Source organism: Bacillus cereus group sp. BfR-BA-01430, from assembly GCF_022663115.1.
Classification (GTDB): domain Bacteria; phylum Bacillota; class Bacilli; order Bacillales; family Bacillaceae_G; genus Bacillus_A; species Bacillus_A cereus_BD.
Window position 1 is genome coordinate 65,516 of sequence record NZ_JAKUEW010000001.1, and the last position, 24,844, is coordinate 90,359.

The window sequence follows — 24,844 nt, forward strand, 5'->3', positions numbered from 1 at the left end:
TCTTTAATGATTGCGCGCAAGTGGTGCGCGCGGCTGCAAGATAGCGGTTTTAAAATGAGAAAATAAATAACAACCTGTGATAACAATTGCTGTTCCTAACACTTGAACCCATGTTAACGCTTCGCCTAAGAAAAGGAATGCTAATATAGCAGTGAAAATAGGGTTGAAATTTAAGAAGATTCCCGACGTTGTCGCTCCTAATTTTTGCACGCTAATATTCCAAAGGACCATGCAGATGACAGTGGAAATAAGCCCAGTGTAAAGCAAAGAAGTCAGAAAGGAAGCATCGATCTTCGTCACAGTAAATGTACGGATATGAAAAGGTAATAATAGGATAACACCGAAAATTCCCGAATAGAAAGTTGCTAGCATGGGTGATATTGTTTTCGTTGCCCATTTACTACAAACGGAGTAGATGCCCCAAATACAAACGGCAGCAATCATCCATACATCTCCACTATTGAAATGTAACGAAAATAAAATGGAAACATCCCCTTTTGATAGAACGAGAAGAACACCAATAAAAGATAGAAGCATAGAAAGAATTTGAAGCATATTGATCTTTTCTTTTAAAAATAAAGCGGAAAATAAGGCGATTGAAATCGCATTTAATGTTGAGATGAGCCCAACATTCGTAGCGGATGTGTTCTCAAGTGCTAAAAATTGAAAAATATTAAAAAGAGCAACTCCTGTAATTCCCATCAGCACTAACGGCAGAAGAGCAGCACGCGGCGGGAGGAGTTTCTTTTCTTTCAGCCATACAACCGGTAATAAACAAACAATCGCGATGATCCACCTTAAACTTGTAAGTGTCATTGGCGAAGCATAATCAACAAGTGATTTTCCAACGACGAAATTTCCTCCCCATAATAAGCTTGTGAGTAATAATAAAAAAACATAAAAATAAGGCATGACCTCAAACCCCTTTTACAAAATAAGAATGAATTGTAAATCATTTTAGCATTTTTTCTTCAAATCTAATATATTCTTTTGTATAATGGTGAAAATTCAATAAAATATTTTGTCAATCATCTGTTTAACGAAAAAAGATTCGTATTTCATATAGTTATGATGTGTTTTTTCGAAGAATCATCGGTAAGGAAAAAGGGGGAGTTTGATGGAGTCTTCCGTTATTAAGGTATTGGATGATTTAGATGTACAAATACTTGATATTTTACAAAAGGAATCGCAAGTAAGTAATGCGGAATTAGCGCGACGTGTAAATTTATCACCATCGGCAATGCATGCGCGCATTAAAAGACTGGAGAATGAAGGATTTATTGATAAACAAGTCGCAATTTTAAATCAAGAAAAACTTGGGTTTGATCTGTTATGCTTTATTTTTATGAGTACAAATATTCATCAAGCAGAAAAGCTAGAAGTGTTAGAAACGGAATTACAATCGATGCCAGAAGTGTTAGAGTGTCATTGTTTAACAGGGGAATACGATTACTTGCTAAAAGTAGCCAATCGAGATCGCAAAGAATTAGAACATTTTATTAGAAAGTTAAATAAGCTTGGCATTACAAAAATACAGACAAGTTTAGCGCTCCGTGAAATTAAATATTCTACAGTGTTGCCGATCGGGGATATCGAAAAATCATAAATGAATTGTTATTCCAACATCCGTCATCAAGTAAAAGAAAATCCCCCAAATTTGGAGGATTTTCTTTAGAGATATTTTGTATTTAGATTGATTCGAGTTTCAAGTTGAAAGAAAATCTTTTTCTTATTCTCTTTCCGTTCTTATAAATCATTATTAAAACGGGTCAACTTCAGCTAAGTCAAGATTGCGATTCGGATTTGTTAATAAGACTTTCAGTTCACCTACTTCTGAGAGAGTTACAAGAATATAACCACTAATGAGGACGATGAGTCCGATGACACGTAATGTTTGCAATGTAATGTCACGGCTATTGTTTTCTGAGGTGTTTTCGGGTGTTGAAGGTGGAGTGTTATTCATAATAAGGCTCCCCTTTTTTATTTTGTATGTGCAAAATCGTTATTTCACTTATGGATACGAATTGTATAGTCATTTTCACTATATGATAAATGCCGATGAATAGTGATGAAAAATTTTAGGGGGAGAGAAGAGGGATATTGGCGGGAGTTAGACTGTCCGATGAATATGAAATAATAACCAGTGGGGATGAACAAAATCCCCACTGGTTAAATTTATTTTTCATGTAAATAAACGAGGTGAACGAAAGCACCTATCCTAATATACGCAATGATTCTTCAATAAACGCTGGGATGTCTTCCGGTTGTCTACTTGTGACTAGTTGATTTTGGCATACGACTACTTCTTTGTCATGAAAATTTCCACCGGCATTTTTTAAATCAACTTCAATGGATTTATATCCAGTCACATCACGACCTTCAAGTGCTTCTGCAGTGATGAGAAGCTGGGGCCCGTGACAAATAGCCAAAACAGGTTTTTTCGCATCCATAAACGCTTTGCTAAAGCGAACAAAACGCTCGTCTGCACGAAGTATATCTGGGGAAAATCCACCCGGTATGAATAGAGCATCAAAGTTCTCTGGAGAAACCTCATCAATACTTTTATCAATTACGACTTCACTCTTTCCTTGTTTACCGTGTACCGTTTTTCCTTTTTCCGTTTCAATCGTTGTTAATTCATAACCTTTTTCACGAAAAGATTTTACCGGCTCTGTGTATTCTGTATCCTCGAAATAATCCGTTAATAAAATAGCAATTTTTTTACCCATTGCGATCAGCTCCTTAATTTATAATAATGTGAAATGATAAAACGATGTCTTTTTCTTATCGGTTCCAAAATCGTCCTTGAGCAATGCCTTCTATAAACGATTCCACCGTAGTGTCTTTTAAGTTGTAAACTCCCGCCCCATCCAGTTTAAACATACAATCATCTAAAGCAAGAGGATTACTTACGAGATGGGCTATCGGTTTAAAATGTTTAAAAGTAGTTTCTGCAAATTGTAAAACAGGTGTTTGAATGACAGGCTCACTACTAAACACTAATACTGCATCAAAAAGGGAGGGATCTGTTGTTGTATAAGTATCCGTTACTTTAATGGAATCATTAAAATGATAAACTTTCTGATCTACGATGCTATAGTTCATTCGGTGCTGTGCAAAAGCTTGAATCCATTCGGACAGAAGGGATACGCTTATTTCACCATTTAATAGAATTGCAACATTTTTGGAAGCAGCTTTAGAAATAGTATTGGCCATACTGAGTGCAGGTGATTTTGCATCCGAATGTATTTCGTGATTTTCCTTAGGCAAAGGAGCTCCAACAACAGCAGCTATTTCCTGTGCTAATTGACGATCAACGTGATTCAGAAGAGCAATTACATTTGCCTTCACCATGTCAGATTTACATTTTCCAACTTCAAAGCAAAATGCTTCTTTTATGTGCTGCTTTTCGATCGGGCTCATGCTATTGTAGAAAAGTTTAGCCTGAGAATAAAAGTCAAGGAAGCTTGTACTACGACCTCTGATTTTATGCCCATCAATCTTTTCTTGATAATGTTCATATCCTCCCTGTTCGGCCGGGACGGTCGCTGGTTGATTGTCATTTAAGCCATTGCGGTGATAGCTCGTTTGTCCGCGATGAATCTTCATCTGATGCATACCGTCACGCTGATTATTATGAAACGGACATACAGGCTGATTAATAGGAATTTGGTGAAAATTAGGGCCTCCTAAACGAGATAATTGTGTATCTGTATAGGAGAATAATCTTCCTTGCAAAAGAGGGTCATTTGAAAAATCAATACCTGGTACGACATGTCCAGGGTGAAATGCTACCTGTTCCGTTTCGGCAAAGAAGTTATCAACATTTTTGTTCAATGTCATTTTACCAACTAGTTTTACGGGAACTTCTTCTTCCGGCCATAACTTCGTTGGATCTAAAATATCAAAATCAAATGTATGCTCATCTTCTTCGGGAATCAACTGTACTCCAAGCTCCCATTCAGGATAATCTCCCTTTTCAATTGCTTCGTATAAATCTTGACGATGGAAATCAGGATTTTTCCCAGCAATCCTTTGCGCTTCATCCCATACTAATGAATGAACCCCGAGGGTAGGCTTCCAGTGAAATTTTACGAAATGGGCTCTTCCTTCTTTGTTAATAAGTCGAAATGTATGAACCCCAAAACCTTCCATCATTCGTAAACTGCGCGGAATGGCGCGGTCACTCATCTGCCACATAACCATATGAGTGGACTCGGGATTCTGCGCAATAAAATCCCAAAATGTATCATGAGCGCTAGCTCCTTGCGGAATGTCAGTATGCGGTTCCGGTTTAACGGCATGGACAAAGTCAGGAAATTTAATAGCATCTTGAATAAAGAATACGGGTATATTATTACCCACTAAATCATAGTTACCCTCATCTGTATAAAATTTTGTGGCAAATCCGCGCACATCTCTTACTGTGTCATTGGAACCTTTAGATCCCTGAACGGTCGAGAATCGTACAAATACAGGTGTTTTTTTTGAAGGGTCAGTAAGGAAATCCGCTTTCGTATATGCTTCTAAGGATTCATAAAGTTGAAAATAACCATGTGCGCCAACGCCGCGTGCATGAACAATTCTTTCTGGAATTCGTTCATGATCAAAATGAGTCATTTTCTCGCGAAAGTGGAAATCCTCCATTAAGGTTGGACCTCTTAAGCCCGACTTTAAAGAGAATTCATCCTCGGCTATTTTTAGCCCTTGGTTTGTTGTTAAAGCATGTTTGCGTTGATTATCGATAATATGGTCTTCTAATTGCTCGGTTTTTTTATTCACAACATTGATCCCTCCTTTACTCTGTTAATTTAATAGATACCCTTTTTATTGGGGTGTAAACATGTATTACGGTTTTTATATGTAAAACGATCATACATTAGGTAAAGTAAGCTTAAGAAAAAACAGAAATAACCTAGTGTATGAAGAAGGAAAAATGAGAGCAAAGAAAAGTCTTTTGTTTGACGAAGGAGCACCAATTTACGTCAAGAGAAAAGGGAAAGTAGAAATCGAGTGCGGGCATTCCGTCTATTCTCGTATAACAAAAGCCACAGAGGAAATGTATTTTCTCCGTGGCTTTTAGTCATTGAAATCTGCTTTTGGAATTAAAATGAAGTAATTCGTTTTTTCGTTTTTGGTACAATAATAAATTTGATCCAAAGTAATCCGATAATCATAATGATAAGGCTATGCAAAAATTGTCCTGTAGCAACAAGTATAACAGCTGAAAAAACTACGAATTGAATACTTATTAATATGGAAATTAAGCTAAGAAATTGCTTCATTCTTTCTTCAGTAGGAATCGGATACAATGCTACAATAATATTTCCCGGAAAATATTTCCAAAGGGAACGAAGCTGCATAGAAATCATATAGAGGACGACGTAAGTGATAGCGCCTTTTGCATATATGTTTGGTATAAAGTATAAGGTGAAGGCACCAATCAGCCCTAAGCGAATATATATACCGAAATAATCATTGCCGCGTAAAAATGATAGCGTATTTAAATAAAAGAAAGTTGCTTGTTTTTTATGTAAGAAAGGTTCGATCCAACTGGTAAGCCATTTTCTTTTATGTACTTGTTTTTTTAACTGAGGCACATCGGTGAAGATGCTAGCAAATTGATAAAAGCGAACATCTAATTTTTCTTCTTGCTCAATGATGTATTCCCACGGTATTCGTTTTGTAGGTTGTTTTTTCGTATATAGAAGTAGGAAAGCGAGAAGTAAGAGCGATCCGCCTAATACGATTACATTTGCTGTATAAAACAGCATGTAAATGATAAGGGCGTTACAAGCTATGCGAATGATCAGCCATATGTTTTTTTCATCATGATCACGCCACGCCCAGTGTATGTACATGTTCCATGCTTTCGTAATCATTAAAACAATAAAGATTGTACATAAGAAAGGTACAGTTAATTGTAATGATTGCATAGCAAGTGGCACGAGAATAAGGAACGTAAATAGTAGCGGGAAAAGCTGAATGATGTAATTATATAGAAGCGCCTTTTTGAAATAAGATGTTAATTTCTCTTCTAGTGCAAGCAAATAAACAGCATCAGGTCGTTGAATCAATGTGCGGATTGGGCATCTCGTTATCATAAAGGTAAGTACAGCCGTTATGAGTATGAAAGATAGTCCTTTAGAAGGAGATGTTTTTAGAAACTGAGCATAATAGTATGCACCAACGCATGAAATAAAGATAAAGCTATATAGTAAACCGTTAATCATACGTGCAAAGTATGTAATGATATTTTGAATATGTTGTTGGAAGCGGCTGCTCCATAGCGATTCGATTGACATGTTTTTCACCTCTATTTCTATTATAAGGTGAAAATAAAAACGAGCAAATTGCTTTAGGCAACTTGCTCGTTTTTATTTTGTTTTGTATCGCGATTCATTAATGGATAGAAGACAAAGCCGACTACGAATAAACCAATTCCGAGAAGGAATGTTTTTAAATCAGAAGCGCCTGTTTTAATCACCCATAGTGCATAGCAAAGTGCGATAACTGCGACTATGCCATCTGTAATTCTTGCCCGCATTTCATTTTTATATGTTTCACCAGTTGCGACTAGTTTTAACTGGAAGATTGGTGAAACGAGATAGGGAATGAGGTAAGCTAGTGTTGATACAGTAATAACGAATGTATAAGCTTCAGCGATTGTGCCTGATAATGTTGAGAATAAGAAAACTTGTGACATAACATTTGTCAGTCTTAGTGAATAAATTGGACTTCCTTTTTTATTTGTTTTTGCAAAGAAGGAAGGAAAGAAACCTTCTTTTGCTGCTTGATAAGGTACTTCTGAGCTTAATAAAATCCAGCCTAAAATGGAACCGAAGAGAGAAGTAAGGGCAAGAAGCGCCATTAATTTTCCTCCGCCGTGACCCATAGCGGCATTTAATGCATCAGCTAACGGACGTTCTGAAACTTGCAATTGATCCATGTGAAGAACACCCATTGTTAAAATGGTAATTCCTAAATAAATTGCAACTGTGATTAATAATCCAGCTACGGTTGCATGTTTCACCGTTCTTGGGGATTTCGCTCGGTTTGATAAAAGAACAGCAGACTCAATGCCGATAAATGCCCAAAGCGTTGTTAGAGCTGCCAAGTTTACTTGTGAAAGTAGCCCATGCGAGACACCTTCTTTATCAACAATTGGTGTGTACCATTGTCCAAACTTTGAAGCTTGGAATGCAAATAAAGTTACTATGATGAATAGAAGGAATCCTGTTACTTTTGTTGTTGTTGCTAAGAAGTTTAATTTTCCAGCTCCACTTACACCGTTTGTTAAAATGATATGTGTTCCCCATAATAAGAAAGAACAAATGGAAAATGTAATGAGCTTTCCAACTTCCACATCGAAAGTACCGATTGTAAATAATAGTCGTGTATCTTTCATAATTGGGAAGAAAAGCGATAAATAACCTGCAAAAGATGTAATAATAGCAACATTACTCGCCCAGTTTGCGACCCAGTAGCCCCAAACCATGCTGAATCCAGCCATTTTTTTCTTCTTAGGTGATGAGAAGAAAGCGTATGCGTGACTTTGTGGTCCTGTCGTTAAATCAGGACGACGAATTGCTAAATTACCAAAAACAAGAGCTAACATTAAAACACCGAATCCGGTTGTTAACCAAGCTAACGTAACACCAAGAGGGCTTGCTGTTTGTGCTAATGTACTTGGCACCATGAAAATACCAGCGCCAACCATATTGCCGACAACAAATGCTGTTAGTACCCAAAAGCCCCATTTTTTCTGTTGCATAAAAAATACCTCCAAAGTTAGTATAACCATGTCAAGCAAGGAGATATGTATGTCTTCCAAAAAGGAAGTAAGGTAAGCTTCGTACAAAACAAAAAAAGCACGGACAATCGTCGCACGTGCTTTCTATCTTATAGGAAACCCACGACATACCTCTCGATAGCTCTCCACAAACAATTGTTTGTGACAGTTCTGCATTTATTAAATAGCAGACCCAGCAAGTGTGCATAGTGGACACATCTTACTTCGGCAATCATTCCTTTCTCATTTATTCATCGATGCCACTTCATCTCCTGAAATGATACTCTTAATGATTGCAACCTCTACCTCACCGAGATACGAATGAGGATTTATGTATTTAATTAACATAACAAGGGTAACAAATGAATTTTTATACGTCAATGGATATAGTAATAATCAGATTATAGAGAAGAGTTTGTGATTAGAGTGGCTAGTGCGTATTCAGCGGTTTGCTGTGAAATATTTGGAGAGCAATCTTTATTAATTCCGTTGGCTCGAAATAGGTAAATGCTTGTTTCAGCGTAATTATAAAACAGTTGAAATGGTAAAGTGTGCATAAAAAATAGACCCTTTAAAGAGTCTGGTTAAGCGGCTTTCCCTTTTTTCTTCCCAAGAAATGAAATGACTAGTGCCATCGGAGCAACAAAAGGTAAAGCGGGAGACCAACTAATGAAATAAAATATTGGCGCTAAGAAAGCTATCCCACCAAAGAACATTGATAATTGGGATTTTTTCTGTAATCCATAAACAACCAATAATAATCCTGCCATTATCAATATGACAAAAGAGATATGAAGCAAATTCATAAAATGACCTCCGGCTAATCTGCAAAATAATTCTATATATATTATACAATAAATCATATAAAAATTTCATTTTATAAAAAACAACGATGTTTACGAAAATAGCCTTGAATAAAAAAAGAAGCCGATCTAAAACTAGATCGGCTTCTACATATAAGATTAAACTAAGTTTAAGACAGTTACTTTTTCACGCGTCATAGACTCAAGGCTCTTGCGAATACCTTGTGCGCCCATACCAGAGCCTTTCACACCGATGAATGGGAAGTGGTCAGGACCGCGTTCTGTACGTCCGTTAATTTGAACAGAACCAGTATCGATTTTGTTTGCAATTGCAAATGCTTTATTAATGTCTTTTGTGAAGACACTTGCTTGTAAGCCAAACTCAGATTTGTTTGCAATTTCAATTGCTTCTTCATCAGAAGAAACGCGGATGATTGGAAGGATTGGACCAAATGGTTCTTCCCAAGCCACTTTCATTTCTTCTGTTACGTTATCGATAATTGTTGGATAGATTAAGTTGCGCTCACGTTTGTTACCAATGATAATTGTTGCGCCTTTTTCTACTGCATCGTCAACTAAACCTTGAACGAAATCAGCTGATTTATCGTCAATTAATGGAACGATTGTGCTATCTTGTTCTGGAGAACCAACAGATAATGCAGCAACTTTCTCTTTTAGTAAGCTTACAAGCTCGTCCGCTACGTTTTCATGTACAAGTACACGTTTAATAGCTGTACAACGTTGACCAGAGTAAGAGAATGCACCGCTTACGATATGGTTTGCAGCATCTTGTAAGTCAGCATCTTCACGAACGATACCAGGGTCTTTACCACCAAGTTCTAATACAAGTGGAATCATTGAAGCTTTTTTCGCTAAATGTTTACCTGTGTTCGTACCACCTGTGAACGATACCATATTGATGCCTTCGTGTTCTACTAAGTAGTCACCAATTACAGAACCGCGTCCTGTTACAACGTTTACAAGACCTTTTGGAAGGCCAGCTTTATGAAGTGCTTCAACCATTTTAATACCGCTAATTGCACCTTGAGTTGCTGGTTTGAAAATAACAGCGTTACCCATCATTAATGCTGGTGCAAGTTTTGCAGCAGATAAGTTTACTGGGTAGTTAAATGGTGCGATTGCTAATACAACGCCAAGTGGTGCGCGCTGGATAATCGCAAGTTTCGATTTTGTTCCGCCAGGGAAGCTATCGCCCGCCATACTTTCTCCGTGCATATGTAGCGCTTCTTCAATCGTGTAACGAATGAAGTCAGCTGTACGAACAACTTCTTTTTTTGCATCTTTATATCCTTTACCGACTTCTTTCATAATGATGTCAGCAATTTCATCTTGCATATTTACAAGCTCATCAGCCCATTTATATAAAAACTTTGCACGATCTTGCAGAGATGCTTCTGCCCAATCTTTTTGGGCTTCTTTTGCAGATGCAATCGCTTCATCTACTTCATCGCGAGTAATTGCTTGTACTTTACCGATTACTTCGTGTAAGTACGGAGATAGAATGTCAATTGTTTGACCAGAAGAGCTTTCTCTCCATTCTCCGTTTAAATAAAATTTGTACGTATTGCTAGTTGTCATGATTCGTCCTCCTAAAATAGCAACTTGTAAGAGTGAGTATATGGTGATTGTAGGTGGTTTCAGAATATATTTCAAATAAAATGTTTGTGAAAACGATTTCTTATTGGAAATATATTTTATAACCCCTTTTTATCAACATTTCTTTCTTTATTTAAGTCGCATATAGAACATGTCATTGTTATATCAATACAGTATCTTTCAAGTTTATTTGTATAACAAATTTGGATTGCATCTTTTTGTGATGGAAGGTTATTGTATGATTAAGTGAAAAAACAATTGACAGAAAAGTCCATCAAGTTATAAAATTAAAAATGGAAAATAAAAGAAGGAGGTGTGCGTGATGATTGTAATGGTAAATATGATGAAGTTAACTGTAGTAAAAGGTGAAAAGAAACATTCATATCATTGCGCAACCCGTACGGAAAGATAAGGCTTTTTTTGTTTTTTGAAAGCGTGCGTTGCGTAATATCGTAACGTACGCTTTTATGCATTTTCGCATATCGTCAAGCGGCGGTATGCGTTTTTTTGTCTTTAAATGAGGGATTCCTATATGTTTTATGGCTCGTATCCCGCTAGTAACAGTCCGATTGGTGAGGGGGGATGGAGATCCCCATTGATTCAAGTTTCACTTTATAAAAAAGAGAAGGTGAAAATATGTGATGTATGGTTTTTTACATGTAAAAGTGATGGCAGTCAAGCGGGAATGAGAAGGGAGAGATTACCTTGTTTTCAGTATTACAAAAGTTAAGATGGTTTTTTAAAGAACATTGGAAGAGGTATAGCATTGCAATTGGAGCACTTTTAATTGTCAATATCGTTGAGATTATTCCTCCGAAAGTGCTTGGTTTAACGATAGATCAAATAAAAACAGGATCTTTAACAAATGGAACAATTATTACGTATATTTGGGTTTTATTTGGAGTTACAATCGGTGGATATGTTTTGACCTTTATTTGGCAACATCAATTATTTGGAGGGGCTTTTGTACTCGAGAAAACGATGCGTTCAAAATTTATGGGGCATTTGCTGAAAATGACGCCAACCTTTTATCAAAAAAATCGCACAGGCGATTTAATGGCGCGAGCGACGAATGATTTAAAAGCAATCTCCATCACAGCTGGCTTCGGGATTTTAACGCTCGTTGATTCTAGTTTATATATGCTCACGATTGTATTTATGATGGGGTTTTCCATTAGTTGGCAGCTTACATTTGCGGCGCTTATCCCGCTTCCGATTATGGCATATGCGATGAATGTATATGGAAAGAAACTTCATGAGAGATTTACAATTGCTCAAGATGCTTTCGGAGATATGAACGATAAAGTACTCGAATCGATTGCTGGTGTGCGTGTGATTCGCGCGTATGTTCAAGAAAGGGCAGATCAAGAACGGTTTCAACATTTAGGAGATGATGTGTACGAAAAAAATATGAACGTAGCTCGAATTGATGCGTTATTCCAGCCAACTGTGAAAATGCTTGTTGGTCTTAGTTACTTAATTGGTTTAGTGTACGGGGCATATCTTGTGTTTCAATCAACAATCACACTAGGTGAACTCGTTTCGTTTAACGTCTATTTAGGAATGATGATTTGGCCGATGTTTGCAATCGGTGAATTAATTAATGTGATGCAGCGCGGGAATGCTTCATTAGATCGCGTGAATGAGACGTTAGCGTATGAGCCTGATGTGAAAAATCCACAGAATCCAAAGACCATTCAGCAACCGAAACAGATTCAATTTGATCATGTATCTTTTTCCTACCCTTCATCGACAAAAGTAAATTTAAAGCAAGTATCGTTTTCGTTACAACAAGGAGAGACGCTTGGAATTGTTGGGAAAACAGGAAGCGGGAAAACGACGATTGTACGACAGCTTCTTCGTGAATATCCACTTGGAGAAGGAAACATTACTATTTCCAATGTGCCGCTTGATCAAATTTCAACTGAAAAAGTACGAAGTTGGATTGGGTATGTACCACAAGAGCATATTTTATTTTCAAAAACAGCAAGGGAGAATATTTTATTTGGAAATAGAGAAGCGAGCGAAGAGGAGCTTTGGAAGGCGATTGAAATTGCTGCGTTTAAAAAGGATTTAGAATTTTTGCCTGAAGGTTTAGAAACGCTCGTTGGAGAAAAGGGAGTTTCTTTATCCGGTGGACAAAAACAACGAATTTCGATTGCAAGAGCTGTGATTCAAAATCCAGAAATTTTAATTTTAGATGATTCATTATCGGCTGTTGATGCACGAACAGAAGCGGCGATTATTGAAAATATTCGAACGGAGAGAAGCGGAAAAACGACTATTATAACGACGCACCGTTTATCGGCTGTGCAACATGCGGATTGGATTCTTGTTATGGATAATGGTGAGGTCATTGAAGAAGGAACGCATGAACAACTTGTCAAAAATGGAGGATGGTATCGAAAGCAGTTTGAAAGACAGCAAGGTAAACCGGTAGAAGGTGGGGTGAAAATATGAGTATTTCCAAGCGATTATTTCAATATGCAATGAAGGTGAAAGGTACGATTTTTGCAGCGCTAGCGATGTTATTTATTTTTGTTATTGCTGAGCTCGCCGGTCCTTTCGTTGCCAAGACGATGATTGATGATCATATTGTTGGAATAGAGAAGCCGTGGTATGAAACAGGAAAGGGCGATGATACCGTTTTCTATAACGGTGCTTATTATAAGCGGAGCGACCGCTTTCAACAAGGTGAGAAAAAAGGAAAAGAAGTTCACGTTATTCAAGTTGGGTTTCAGTACTATTTTGTACCGAGCAAAATGAACCTCGAAGGGTCACGCGTTGTAAAAGATAATATGATTACCATTCAAAATGGGAAAGCGGTGCAAGTATATAAAGCGAAGCCATTAACAAAAGAGGAAATATACGCGTTTTATAAGCCAGAAATAAAAAGGCTCCTACTGCTTGGCGGTGGATACTTTGCTTTATTAGTTGTTGTATCCTTATTTTCATATGGAAAGCAGTTTTTCTTACAGAAAGCAGCGAATAAAATTATTCAAATTATGAGAGAAGATGTCTTTTCTCATATTCAAACATTGCCGATTCGCTATTTTGATCATTTGCCAGCTGGAAAAATCGTTTCTCGCGTTACGAATGATACAGAGGCGATTCGGGATTTATATGTAACGGTGCTTGCCACATTTGCTTCGAGTATCGTTTATATGATTGGGATTTTCGTAGCGTTATTTTTACTCGATATAAAATTAGCGTTGTTATGTTTACTTATTGTCCCTATTTTAATCATTTGGGCGGTTCTTTATCGAAAGTATGCTTCTGTATACAATCATAAAATGCGCTCTCGTTTATCTGATATTAACGGAATGGTCAATGAATCGATTCAAGGGATGACGATGATTCAAGCATGCCGCCAAGAGCGTGGAACACAACAAGAGTTTGAACAATTAAACGGGGATTATTTTAAATATCAAAATAAAATTTTAAACTTAAATGCAGCAACGTCACATAATTTAGTCGGTGTATTAAGAAATATCGCCTTTACAGGGGTGATTTGGTATTTTGGAGGAGCTTCTTTAAGCGCTGCCGGGCTGATTTCTTTAGGAGTTTTATATGCATTTGTTGATTATTTAACAAGACTTTTTTCACCGATTACGAACATGGTGAACCAGCTTGCTAACTTAGAACAAGCGCGCGTTGCTTCAGAGCGAGTCTTTGAATTATTGGAGGAAAAAGGAGAAGCGCTCAAGGAAGAGCGTATCCCGCGCTTATGTGGACATGTGAAATTTGATCATGTGTCATTTTCTTATAATGGAAAAGACGAAGTGTTACAAAACATTTCCTTTGAAGCAAGGCAAGGCGAGACGGTAGCGCTTGTTGGTCATACTGGGTCTGGAAAGAGTTCGATTATGAACGTACTGTTTCAATTTTATGAGTTTCAAAAAGGGAAGCTTACGATTGATGGTCACGATGTGAAACAGATGCCAAAACAGGCGCTTCGTGAACATATGGGAATTGTCTTGCAAGATCCGTTTTTATTTAGCGGAACCGTCGCTTCCAATGTAAGTTTAGAAAATCCAAACATTTCAAAGGAGCGGATTATAAAAGCATTGCGAGACGTTGGTGCTGAGCGATTTGCGAATCATATAGATGAAGAAATTACGGAAAAAGGGAGTACGCTTTCGGCTGGGGAACGTCAATTAATATCATTTGCACGTGCATTAGCTTTTGATCCAGCTATTTTAATTTTAGATGAAGCAACTTCTAGTATTGATACGGAAACAGAAGCGATGATTCAAAGAGCATTAGAAGTCGTGAAACAAGGAAGAACGACTTTCATTATTGCTCATCGCCTGTCGACGATTAAAAGTGCAGATCAAATTATTGTACTAGATCGCGGTCGAATTCTTGAAAAAGGTTCGCACGATGAACTAATGAAAAAACGAGGGCGCTATTATGAAATGTACAAAACACAATTAGAAGGAAGTCAAAGTGCATAAAGCGTTAAATTTCAAAGAATGTGTATAACGATTTCTATTCCTTATGATATGTGGAAGGAGCTTGCTTCTGTAGTAAGCTCTTTTTTAGTAGAGAAAAAGGGGCGGATTTTGTCGATTGGTCGGTATGAGGTGAAGAAATCTTATATCTTATTTGTATTGCCTTTTCTTTTTTAGATGAAAAAGAAAATTTTTTTGTATAGAGAGAAGAGGTATTGTTTTACCTTCGTTATCATTCATGCTATATTAAAAAATGTTACTTATTTTTTGTGTGTAATATGTGTTTTTTGTTTGATTATGAAGAAAAAGGATACACTAATGACGAACATTTTCATTGAAAAATTGTTCAAGATTGCATACAATCAATATAGTTTTTTAAAATTCCTATCAGAATACTTGGAGGATTAGATCATGAAGAAATTATTTTCAGTGCTTGCGGTAGCTACTTTAGCAGTTGGGATTGTGGCAGGCTGTGGCAAAGAAGAGAAAAAAGATACAGCTAGTCAAGATGCATTACAAAAAATGAAACAAAGCGGTGAACTTGTAATTGGTACAGAAGGTACATACCCACCATTTACATTCCATGATACGAGCAATAAATTAACTGGATTTGACGTTGAATTATCAGAAGAAGTTGCAAAGCGTTTAGGTGTAAAACCTGTATTTAAAGAAACGCAATGGGATAGCTTGCTTGCAGGTTTAGATGCAAAACGTTTCGATATGGTAGCGAATGAAGTAGGAATTCGCGAGGACCGCCAAAAGAAATACGATTTCTCTAACCCATATGTTTCTTCTTCAGCGGCGTTAGTTATTGCGAAAGATAAAGATAAGCCAGCTACATTCACTGATGTGAAAGGATTAAAAGCGGCGCAATCTTTAACAAGTAACTACGCGGATATCGCTAAGAAAAATGGCGCAGAAATCGTCGGTGTAGAAGGATTTAGCCAAGCTGCTGAATTATTAAATTCTGGACGCGTTGATTTCACAATTAATGATAAGTTATCAGTACTTAACTATTTAGAAACGAAAAAAGATGCGAACATTAAAATTGTAGATACAGAAAAAGAAGCATCACAAAGTGGATTTTTATTCCGCAAAGGCAGCGATAAATTAGTACAAGAAGTAAATAAAGCGTTAGAAGATATGAAAAAAGATGGTACGTATGACAAAATAGCGAAAAAATGGTTCGGTGAAAATGTATCTAAGTAGTGTATTCACCCTAGATCGTTTCTCTACGTGGATGGATATTATGCAAGCTTCCTTCATGCCTATGCTGAAGGAAGCCATTTTTACGACAATTCCATTGACGATTATAACATTTATCATCGGTCTTATTTTGGCAACTTTGACGGCACTTGCACGTATTTCAACTAGTCGTATATTACAATGGATTGCTCGCATCTATGTATCTATTATTCGCGGAACACCACTTCTTGTACAATTGTTTCTTATTTTCTATGGTCTTCCAACTTTACAAATTGAAATTGATCCATATACAGCAGCAGTAATTGGATTTTCATTAAATGTTGGTGCATATGCATCTGAAATTATTCGTGCTTCTATTTTGTCTATTCCGAAAGGACAATGGGAAGCAGCTTACACAATGGGGATGACATACACGCAAGCGTTAAAACGTATTATTTTACCGCAAGCGACACGCGTATCTATTCCGCCGCTTTCAAATACTTTTATTAGTTTAGTGAAGGATACATCACTTGCTTCCTTAATCTTAGTTACAGAAATGTTTCGAAAAGCACAGGAAATTGCAGCGATGAACTATGAGTTTTTAATTGTATATTTCGAAGCTGCACTGATGTATTGGGTGATTTGTTTCTTATTATCCATTGTGCAACAAATATTAGAAAAACGTACGGAACGCTATATACTAAAATAATCCTTTCATAAAAGGAGTTTTTATTTTTATGATTTCAATTCAACATTTACAAAAAAGTTTCGGTGAAAATACCGTACTGAAGCATATAGATTTATCCGTTGAAAAAGGTGAAGTTGTTGTCATTATTGGGCCGTCTGGTTCTGGTAAAACAACATTTTTACGTTGTTTGAACGTGTTAGAAACACCGAGTGCAGGTAGTATTCGCATTGGTGAAAAAAAGTTAGATTTCTCAAAAAAGGTTACAAAGACGGATATCGTCAATCTTCGTATCCAAACTGGTATGGTGTTTCAACATCATAACTTATTTCCTCATTTCACAGCGCTTCAAAATGTAATGGAAGGGCTTGTTACAGTGAAAAAGATGAGGAAAGAAGAAGCGAAGAAAAAAGCAGCATATTTTCTTAAAAAAGTTGGTCTTGGTGACAAGATGGATTTATATCCATTCCAGCTTTCAGGTGGTCAGCAGCAACGTGTAGGGATTGCACGTGCGCTTGCGATGGAGCCGGAGGTGCTACTATTTGATGAACCGACATCAGCGTTAGATCCTGAACTTGTTCAAGAGGTTTTAAAAGTAATGAAAGAACTAGCAAAGGAAGGAATGACAATGGTGATTGTCACGCACGAAATGCGCTTTGCTCATCAAATTGCGAACCGAGTGATTTTCATGGACGGCGGTGTAATCGTCGAACAAGGAACTCCAGAAGAAGTATTTACAAATCCGAAAGAAGAACGTACAAAGAAATTTTTACAAATGCTACAGTAGTAAGAAAGGTCTCAAGGCGAATGCCTTGAGACCTTTTTGCCATATATATTTATTTTTGGAATCCGCCAAGGCTTTGCTCAGCCATTGCAACTAAACGTTTTGTGATTTCTCCACCAACAGAACCGTTTGCACGAGCTGTAGTATCTGCTCCTAATTGTACACCAAATTCTTGAGCGATTTCGTATTTCATTTGATCGATTGCAGCTGTTGCTCCTGGTACTACTAGTTGATTTGAAGAATTTTGGTTTGCCATAGGAATATATCCTCCTTAGAGTATAAAAATTTTGGTTGGATTAGCTGGAATTGCACCAGAGAATCGCCTCGTTTGGCGCTAATCCATTGTTTGAAGTGAATGTATTCATAGTATGGATGTTACCTAGAAAGATATGCGAAATAATAATTTGTAAATTTTGTAAAAAAGAACTGAGCTGAAAAAAACCGCAAGCGTTGTATTTTTAGAAAAGAAGGTCACACTAATGATAAATAGGCCTTAATTGGCGAATGACACGGAGGAATGATGATGATATGTCCACTTTGTAATGCATTAGATGCGCAAACATATTCTTGTCCAACTTGTCAAAATGTACTCCAAGATTACGGAAAAGTTGTGGATTATATAGATGATTACAGCGCCTATATGGATCAAGAGCTATTAACTGCTGTCGATGGTTTAACAGCACAGAATTCTGAGCGTTATTGCACGCATCTGTTTTATTGTGCAACATGTAATACTGATGCTGAAATGGTGATTGAACTTCGCGGGGCGTACTAACTAAGAGGATGCAAATAGGAAATAACATAATAAAACAGGAGCCATCATAAGGCTCCTGTTTCTTACCGTTCTCGGTTTAAAATGAGCGGGGTGGACGGTAAGTTCGTTTTAGGTAACTCCGTTTCATTTTCTTGCGTCTTTGTTTTTGGGAATACAAACGCATGTTCAGTTAAATACAAGGCGTATTCATAAAATAATTGTCTCGTTTGTTCGCTTTGTTCTTTTAACTTCTCCTCTTGAAATATACTTCTACCCGGTTTTGAGTTTGCTTCAAATAACCACGGATTTTCGTCTTTATCTAAACCAATATCAAAGCCAATTTCACCAATATTTCCCGAAATATGTTGATCTAAAACAGAGCTCAGTGTTAAAGCAGCATGAGACAATATATTCGTGATTCGAACTTGTTCTGTTGGGTCTGCGAAAATTTCGTGTAAAAGTTTCACATTTCCACCGCTATTCATATGGGTTGTCATGCTACCTCTGCCGGCCACTTTGGCAACAATTGTACTAACTTGCCAATTTCCAAAATGATTTTTATTTGTATGAATGCGAAAATCCATCGGTTGGCCATCAAAACGCAATAAAGGGATGCCTTGCTGCACAATAAATTTCTTTAAGTCATGCCCGCTTAAAATATGGTTCATAAGTGTTTCTAAAGAATGGTACTTTCGAAATTTATTTTGTTCGTTTTGACGATAACGACAATAATACTTGTTTTCTGTTTGCGAATAAAAAATTTGATAAATATTTCGCCCAAAGCTGCCATGCATCGGTTTTAAATAGACATACTTATAGGTGGATAACAATCTTTCTACTTGTTCGAAGTGTTGAAATGCTTCTGTTCTAGGTAAGAAAGAAGCAATGTTTTCTTCTTTTATCAGTAGTTTATGAATATCCCATTTGTCAAAAAAACCAGGATTAAACCACGGGATCGTATATTTCGTTTGCAATCTTTTTTTTGCTCGAGCGATAGGCTTATAAGATTCTGCTTTCCTATTTGGTAAGCGATCGTAAATGACATTTGGGAATGGAATCGTATGTTGCTCCCATTTTCCTTCTAAAAAGAATAATCCATCCATTGTCTCTGCGTCCCAGTTGATATGCTGCGAACCAAATAAAAAGGCGAACGGCTGTAATGAGAAGGGTGGCGTAAGTAGATCAGTAAAAATAGTGGAACGGCTTCCTAAAGGTGCCGCCCTTGATTCCGTGAACCCAGTCGTGAAAATGCCAAGTAACGGACCAAGGATAATGGTTTCCTCTTGCATAAAGGCATGAATTGTTGTCACTGGGGGAAGTAAAAGATTTTGTGAAAGTTGCTTTCCAATTGTAATTTCATTTGCAAGCGTATAATGCGTCTCAATATTTGCAAATGAAACACTGCGAGTGCCAAAAGATAGGGATGAAAGGGATTGATTGTTAGAGAATATGTAAGGCAATGTGATCGAATTTGGGTGTTTTTCTGAAATGTGTAGTGTATACGTTTGTTCTTTCAATGACATAACCTCCTTTCTTCATTATGGAGTAAAGCGACGAAACCGAAGCGGACTATGAAAGATGTCTTCGGCTAACGCTTGTTTATAAGGGATAAAGTGAAACTTGAATTAGTAGGGGCATCTCTCACTGATTATGAGCTCTTACCAAGTGGGCTGTTACTAAGTTTTTTGATCTACATGCATAAGCCAAATCGCTCCATTTCTGTCCATTATAATAGAAAGGATCTGTGTCATAGTAATCAGTTCAGTGTTTAAATCGATATCAAATGGAGTAAACTGAGCAACAACATTGTAAGAAAGGTATGCTCTTTTAGCGATTTCGGTGTAGTACGTTCATGCATGATGAAGCGAGAACCAACAAAATCACATCACTCCTTTGTCTATGATGCTACAAATGAGAAAAGGTGTACATAATCAGTAAGTTTTTATATTATTATACTGTTGTCCATATGACGATATGCTACTTTTTCTTAGCTATATATACTTGGAGAAATGGAAGGTAGATTATAATGAATGTTTGGCTAAATATGTTAACTACAACAGGATTAGGTGCGATAATTGGCGGATATACGAACCATCTCGCTATTAAAATGTTATTTCGTCCGCATCGTCCGATCTATATTGGGAAATTTCGCGTGCCATTTACACCAGGTTTAATACCGAAGCGTCGTGACGAACTAGCGGTGCAATTAGGTAAAATGGTTGTCGATCATTTATTAACCGCTGAAGGAATCGGAAAGAAATTAACAGATGAAAACTTTCAAAGAGAAATGATACAGTGGGCACAAATAGAGGTTGATAAACTGCTTATGAATGAGCAGTCGTTACGAGACGTTTTAGAAAAATGGGGACTGGTACATGTCGAAGAGAAGGCTGTTCAAGAAATAGAAGATCGGCTGATGAAAAAAGTAGATACATTTGTATCAAAGTATTATACATATACGTGGGAGCAAGCTTTGCCTCAATCCGTTCATGAGAAAGTGGAAGAAATGATTCCAAAAGCGGCAACGTTTATTTTAACAAGAGGCATTCAATTTTTTGAAAGTGACGAGGGGAAAGCACGACTGTCAAAAATGATTGATGATTTCTTTGCTTCCCGAGGTACATTATTAAATGTAGTCGGGATGTTTTTAGGAAACGTAAGTTTAGTGGACCGTGTGCAGCCGGAAGTGATTAAGTTTTTACAGCAGGAAGGAACGAAGCGACTGTTAAGTGATGTTTTACAAAAAGAATGGCAGAAATTAAAAGGAAGAGAAGTGAAAGAATTAGCGTCTTTTATTGAGAAAGAAAGGATTGTGAAATACATTGTATCAACAATAAAAACGCGAGATATAGTAAGCGGATTTCTTAATCAATCTGTTCAAAAGATATGTGAACCTGTGCGAACGAGCATTGTTGAAACAATAGTGCCGAATATGGTGCAAAAAGGATTAGCTTGGGGAGTAAACAATACAGCACATATATTGAAAAGATTCCGTCTTGCAGAGGTTGTTCAACAAGAAGTATCTACATTTTCTACAGAAAGATTAGAGGAGCTCGTTTTATCCATTACGAAGAGTGAGTTAAAGATGATTACATATTTAGGTGCTTTACTTGGAGGAACAATTGGACTCATGCAAGGTATATTACTGCTTTTCCTTATGTAAGGATTGTAAATAAAGTGAAATTTCTTCACATCTCTTGCATAGTTTGATATTGTAAGAAGGTGCGTATGGAAAAGGGATAGAGCTAAAATAAAGCGCTAACCTGCTAAAGGAGGAAAATAATAATGTCAAAAAATATTCATGATGTAGCATATGATCTACAAAAAGCAATCGCAGACCATGCCGATTTCAAAACGCTAAAAGAAAGCTATGAAAAAGTGCAAGGAGACGCAAATTCAAAGCAATTATTTGATACATTCCGTAACATGCAATTAGAAATTCAACAAAAAATGATGCAAGGTCAAGAAATTACAGAAGAAGATAACAAAAAAGCACAAGAAGTAATCGACTTAATTCAGCAAAATGAACACATTACGAAATTAATGGAAGCAGAACAACGCTTAAATGTTGTAATCGGCGACATTAATAAAATCATCATGAAGCCGCTTGAAGAATTATATAGTGCATATCAAGCATAATGAAAAAGACGTCTCCATCATTTAGGAGACGTCTTTTTATATACGCTTCGGTTAAGATGTAACGAAATGGATAAAGAACAACCGGTGGAAGTTTCGAATAATTCCAGAGTATTAGTATAGGTTTTGTTATAGTTCAGTCTATAATTTACAAATTATATATATATATATGGAAAAATGAATTTGTATCCTATACAGAAAAAAAGATATAATAGCTGGGAATATTTTTAGTATAAATAGTTTTAAATTGGAAATTTGTTAAAAAAGGATGAAGAATGATTTTTGTCAGATGATACAATATGAACTGTCTCCGAATCGCTAATGGTTAAAAAATCCATGATTCGGCTTTTTTATTCGTTTTAAATCCTCCTTATGCTGTTTCGCTATTCATACGTTAAGAAGAGTAGAACATCTTTGCATTTGTTTATCCCGCATTAACGGGCAGTAAGACTCCCACCTCAAGATTCAGAAAGAAGCAAGGAAGATAGGTGGGAGTAGGGCTGCCCGTAACAGCCCGATTGGTGAGGGCTCATAATCAGTGGGGGATGAAGAAAACCCCCACTGATTAAAGTTTCACTTTATTGCTTAAGCCTTCTCATATACCGTATAAAGATTTTCTTTTTAAATCCCATTAAGAGCATAATGAAATTATATTTATTCTGAAAAAGCGGACATGTATAGACAAACTCAAATGCGATCATCCTTTCCTTTTTTAGGGAGCCGAATTGATACTGTGCCGCACGAAATGAAAAAAGATGGTGAGGAGAAGTGGAGTAAAGCACAATCCAATTCAAACATTAATAAGAAAGAGCGTGATAAAATGATAAAAAAAATAGGTGAGCACAAATTTCAATATTTCATAGTGGTATTTTCTCTCCTTATTAGTGGGTATCTTATACATTTCATTCTTACATATCCTGAGATTGGTATAAAATTAAATTCAAACTATACGATAAGTGAAGTGCATAGATTTACTTGGGCATATCAGCATGGGATCCAAGTAGGAGATAAAATAGAAAAGATAGACGATAAATTGCCGAGTCAGCATTTTACAGTTCCATCCTATCATGCCATTGAACAGGCGAAAAAAATATCTATACGAGAAGATGGACGGATAAAAGAATATAACGTTCAATATGTTGCTTACAGTAAGCAGCTTTTTTACCAGTTATTAATACCGGTTGGATTTTATATCATATGTATTTTTATGGCTCTCTATCTTTTAATATTTGTTCCTAAAACGCATAAGAGTATAAAAGATTTACTATACTTTTTAATTGCGATTGGAATGAGTTTTATTAGCATTATAGCTGCGCAACGAAAAGATGGAATTGCTTTTATAATTGCTTCTATATCATTAGTTTCTTCTTTTACCTTTTTTATTAGATTTATGAAATTGTATTTTAAACATAATCAAATTAAATTTTTAACGAGAGGTCAATTGAGAGTTTTAGATATAATAATGATTTTATTAATCGCAGTAAATATCGTTGTTTATATGAAGTATAATGAAATTTCCGTAATGTTTACAATCGTTTTAAGCATTGCTTTATTTCTATTAACAGGCTACCTCTTATTAAGGTTTTATTTTAGAAGCAAACATAGTAATCATTTTAAATTTATGAAGGTTATCGTGATGAGTTTTTTCGTATGTGCGATTCCGTTTATTTGTTTATTCTTAATTCCTGATATGGTATATGGAAAAGAAATGATCAGTATTGAAACAACTGGGATTTTCTTTTTGTTTATTCCGATGTATATATTTTATTGGGTAATTTCAGGGGATTTATTTGATGCTAAATTTATGATCCAACGAATTCCATATTATATTATATTGTCGATTTGTTTTACAGGCTTTTTAACCATATTGGGTATTTTCATTTTTAATGATCGTGCAGATCATATATTAGACACAATTCGCTTTAGTTGTATTACTTTTATTGCAACAACTTTCTTTTTATTTATAAAAGATTACTTAGATTTTAAATTAAGAAAAAGCTTATACCATCATCAAAAAAATTATCAGTTTAGTTTGTATCGATTTTTATATCAAGCAAAACATGAATATAAAGTATCAAATTTGATTTATAGTATACAAAGAGAATTTTCTGATGTATTGAAAATGGAAGAGATATGTTATGTAGAAATGAATAGGGAGAATAAATCTATTCATGTTCTTGAGGGTAAATATGTTCCTTCCCAACAAATATTGGACAGTTTATTCGATTTTCAATTGGAAACATATAAAGTTGGTTCTATGATCAAATTGGAAGGACATTTTGGATTTGTTCTTTCTACAACGACAGAAAAAATGATTATCTTATTATGCAAAAATAACAAAAAAGAAACGTTAAATTTTGATGAGACGGTTTGGGTTGAAACATTATGTAATTATACAGATTTGCTATTAGAATGTTCGAATCAAATTGAAGACTTATTAAAACAATTACAAGATTTACAAAATATAGAACACCCTCCGATGTGGTTATCAAGACTTTTGTTCAAGTTATCGGAAAAGGAACGAGCAAATCTTGCAAGCGATATACATGATGGGGTCTTACAAGATCAAATTCGTCTAGTAAGAAAGTTTGAATCTTACAATAAGCATATTAAAGAGGAAGAAATGAAACATATACTTCATGAAATAAAAGAACAATTACTCGATCATATTTATACGACTCGAGAAACATGTAATCATTTAAGACCACCATTTTTATACGAATTAGGAATAAAACAAGCATTATTAAATTTGTTCAAACAAATTAATTTAAAGGCTACTTTCTTTTTTTATTATGATATTCCTGAACATATCGTTGTACCTAGTGTAGAGCATGAACAAGCAATTTACCGGGTGATACAGGAACTTTTAAATAATGCTTTGAAACATTCAAAAGCTTCGAATGTAAGTATAAAATTATTTCAAAAAGATCATCAGTTATTTTTGACCTATACAGATAATGGAATAGGAATAGATTTAAATCATTTTAACTACTCATATAATACTTTTGGATTGTCAGGAATTGTAACGAGAATTCAAAGTCTTGGTGGAGAAATAACAATCGACTCAAAACCTAACGATGGTTTACATGTATTTGTGAAATTTTAAGATGTATGAGAATGCCAAAGGATAGTGA

At 36.0% G+C, this 24,844-nt stretch carries 20 protein-coding genes and 1 riboswitch; of the genes, 10 read left to right on the forward strand and 10 right to left on the reverse strand.

From position 1 onward, the window contains the following. Positions 1-3: 3 nt before the first annotated feature. Positions 4-912 (reverse strand): DMT family transporter, encoded by a 909-nt coding sequence (locus MR058_RS00455; protein ID WP_242141861.1) that lies wholly within the window; start codon positions 910-912, stop codon positions 4-6. A 205-nt stretch (positions 913-1,117) separates the two neighbouring features. Between MR058_RS00455 and MR058_RS00460 the strand changes: the two genes are divergently transcribed. Next, positions 1,118-1,606: an Lrp/AsnC family transcriptional regulator gene (locus MR058_RS00460; RefSeq protein WP_242141863.1), complete on the forward strand. Its 489-nt coding sequence runs from the start codon at positions 1,118-1,120 to the stop codon at positions 1,604-1,606. Positions 1,607-1,759: 153 nt separating this feature from the next. On the opposite strand, the gene MR058_RS00465 is transcribed toward MR058_RS00460, so the two are convergent. The 7 genes from MR058_RS00465 to gapN all read right to left on the reverse strand — a co-directional run bounded on the left by MR058_RS00465 (position 1,760) and on the right by gapN (position 10,194). After that, the gene (locus tag MR058_RS00465; protein ID WP_242141865.1) at positions 1,760-1,963 is read right to left on the reverse strand and encodes a hypothetical protein; all 204 of its coding nucleotides are present in this window, start codon (positions 1,961-1,963) and stop codon (positions 1,760-1,762) included. Between the two features lie 250 nt (positions 1,964-2,213). Next, the gene (locus MR058_RS00470; RefSeq protein ID WP_242141866.1) at positions 2,214-2,729 is read right to left on the reverse strand and encodes a type 1 glutamine amidotransferase domain-containing protein; all 516 of its coding nucleotides are present in this window, start codon (positions 2,727-2,729) and stop codon (positions 2,214-2,216) included. A gap of 55 nt (positions 2,730-2,784) precedes the next feature. Continuing rightward, positions 2,785-4,782 carry a catalase gene (locus MR058_RS00475; RefSeq protein ID WP_242141868.1) on the reverse strand — a complete coding sequence of 666 codons (1,998 nt, stop codon included), beginning with the start codon at positions 4,780-4,782 and terminating at the stop codon, positions 2,785-2,787. A gap of 323 nt (positions 4,783-5,105) precedes the next feature. Beyond that, the gene (locus tag MR058_RS00480; RefSeq protein ID WP_242141870.1) at positions 5,106-6,305 is read right to left on the reverse strand and encodes an ABC transporter permease; all 1,200 of its coding nucleotides are present in this window, start codon (positions 6,303-6,305) and stop codon (positions 5,106-5,108) included. Positions 6,306-6,358: 53 nt separating this feature from the next. Continuing rightward, the gene (locus tag MR058_RS00485; protein ID WP_242141872.1) at positions 6,359-7,774 is read right to left on the reverse strand and encodes an amino acid permease; all 1,416 of its coding nucleotides are present in this window, start codon (positions 7,772-7,774) and stop codon (positions 6,359-6,361) included. 149 nt (positions 7,775-7,923) lie between these two features. Beyond that, a riboswitch (Lysine riboswitch) is annotated at positions 7,924-8,105 on the reverse strand. A 271-nt stretch (positions 8,106-8,376) separates the two neighbouring features. Then, positions 8,377-8,562 (reverse strand): hypothetical protein, encoded by a 186-nt coding sequence (locus tag MR058_RS00490; RefSeq protein ID WP_242141874.1) that lies wholly within the window; start codon positions 8,560-8,562, stop codon positions 8,377-8,379. Between the two features lie 192 nt (positions 8,563-8,754). Beyond that, positions 8,755-10,194 (reverse strand): NADP-dependent glyceraldehyde-3-phosphate dehydrogenase, encoded by a 1,440-nt coding sequence (gene gapN / locus MR058_RS00495; protein WP_242141875.1) that lies wholly within the window; start codon positions 10,192-10,194, stop codon positions 8,755-8,757. Between the two features lie 723 nt (positions 10,195-10,917). Between gapN and MR058_RS00500 the strand changes: the two genes are divergently transcribed. The 5 genes from MR058_RS00500 to MR058_RS00520 all read left to right on the forward strand — a co-directional run bounded on the left by MR058_RS00500 (position 10,918) and on the right by MR058_RS00520 (position 17,323). Beyond that, a complete protein-coding gene (locus tag MR058_RS00500; protein WP_242141877.1) occupies positions 10,918-12,672 on the forward strand; it encodes an ABC transporter ATP-binding protein in 1,755 nt (584 codons plus the stop codon). Continuing rightward, a complete protein-coding gene (locus tag MR058_RS00505; RefSeq protein ID WP_242141879.1) occupies positions 12,669-14,669 on the forward strand; it encodes an ABC transporter ATP-binding protein in 2,001 nt (666 codons plus the stop codon). Before MR058_RS00500 ends, MR058_RS00505 begins: the two co-directional genes overlap by 4 nt. A gap of 408 nt (positions 14,670-15,077) precedes the next feature. Then, complete coding sequence (locus MR058_RS00510) at positions 15,078-15,875, forward strand: amino acid ABC transporter substrate-binding protein (protein WP_242141881.1); 798 nt, start codon at positions 15,078-15,080, stop codon at positions 15,873-15,875. Further along, entirely contained in the window at positions 15,862-16,560 is a 699-nt protein-coding gene (locus MR058_RS00515; protein WP_242142805.1) for an amino acid ABC transporter permease, read from the forward strand. The genes MR058_RS00510 and MR058_RS00515 overlap by 14 nt, the downstream gene beginning before the upstream one ends. 28 nt (positions 16,561-16,588) lie before the next feature. Beyond that, complete coding sequence (locus MR058_RS00520) at positions 16,589-17,323, forward strand: amino acid ABC transporter ATP-binding protein (protein WP_242141883.1); 735 nt, start codon at positions 16,589-16,591, stop codon at positions 17,321-17,323. Between the two features lie 49 nt (positions 17,324-17,372). Here the strand turns inward: MR058_RS00520 and sasP are convergent, their stop codons facing one another. Then, complete coding sequence (sasP, locus tag MR058_RS00525) at positions 17,373-17,576, reverse strand: small acid-soluble spore protein, SasP family (protein WP_011983792.1); 204 nt, start codon at positions 17,574-17,576, stop codon at positions 17,373-17,375. 264 nt (positions 17,577-17,840) lie between these two features. On the opposite strand from sasP, the gene MR058_RS00530 reads away from it, so the two are divergent. Next, entirely contained in the window at positions 17,841-18,095 is a 255-nt protein-coding gene (locus MR058_RS00530; RefSeq protein ID WP_242141885.1) for a hypothetical protein, read from the forward strand. Between the two features lie 62 nt (positions 18,096-18,157). Here the strand turns inward: MR058_RS00530 and MR058_RS00535 are convergent, their stop codons facing one another. Further along, the gene (locus MR058_RS00535; protein WP_242141886.1) at positions 18,158-19,591 is read right to left on the reverse strand and encodes a YheC/YheD family endospore coat-associated protein; all 1,434 of its coding nucleotides are present in this window, start codon (positions 19,589-19,591) and stop codon (positions 18,158-18,160) included. A gap of 509 nt (positions 19,592-20,100) precedes the next feature. Between MR058_RS00535 and MR058_RS00540 the strand changes: the two genes are divergently transcribed. From MR058_RS00540 to MR058_RS00550, 3 genes are all read left to right on the forward strand, one after another. Continuing rightward, positions 20,101-21,237 (forward strand): DUF445 domain-containing protein, encoded by a 1,137-nt coding sequence (locus MR058_RS00540; protein ID WP_242141888.1) that lies wholly within the window; start codon positions 20,101-20,103, stop codon positions 21,235-21,237. A gap of 122 nt (positions 21,238-21,359) precedes the next feature. Further along, entirely contained in the window at positions 21,360-21,713 is a 354-nt protein-coding gene (locus MR058_RS00545; protein WP_242141890.1) for a YlbF/YmcA family competence regulator, read from the forward strand. Positions 21,714-22,530: 817 nt separating this feature from the next. After that, entirely contained in the window at positions 22,531-24,816 is a 2,286-nt protein-coding gene (locus tag MR058_RS00550) for a sensor histidine kinase (RefSeq protein ID WP_313949155.1), read from the forward strand. The last annotated feature ends 28 nt before the right edge of the window (positions 24,817-24,844 follow it).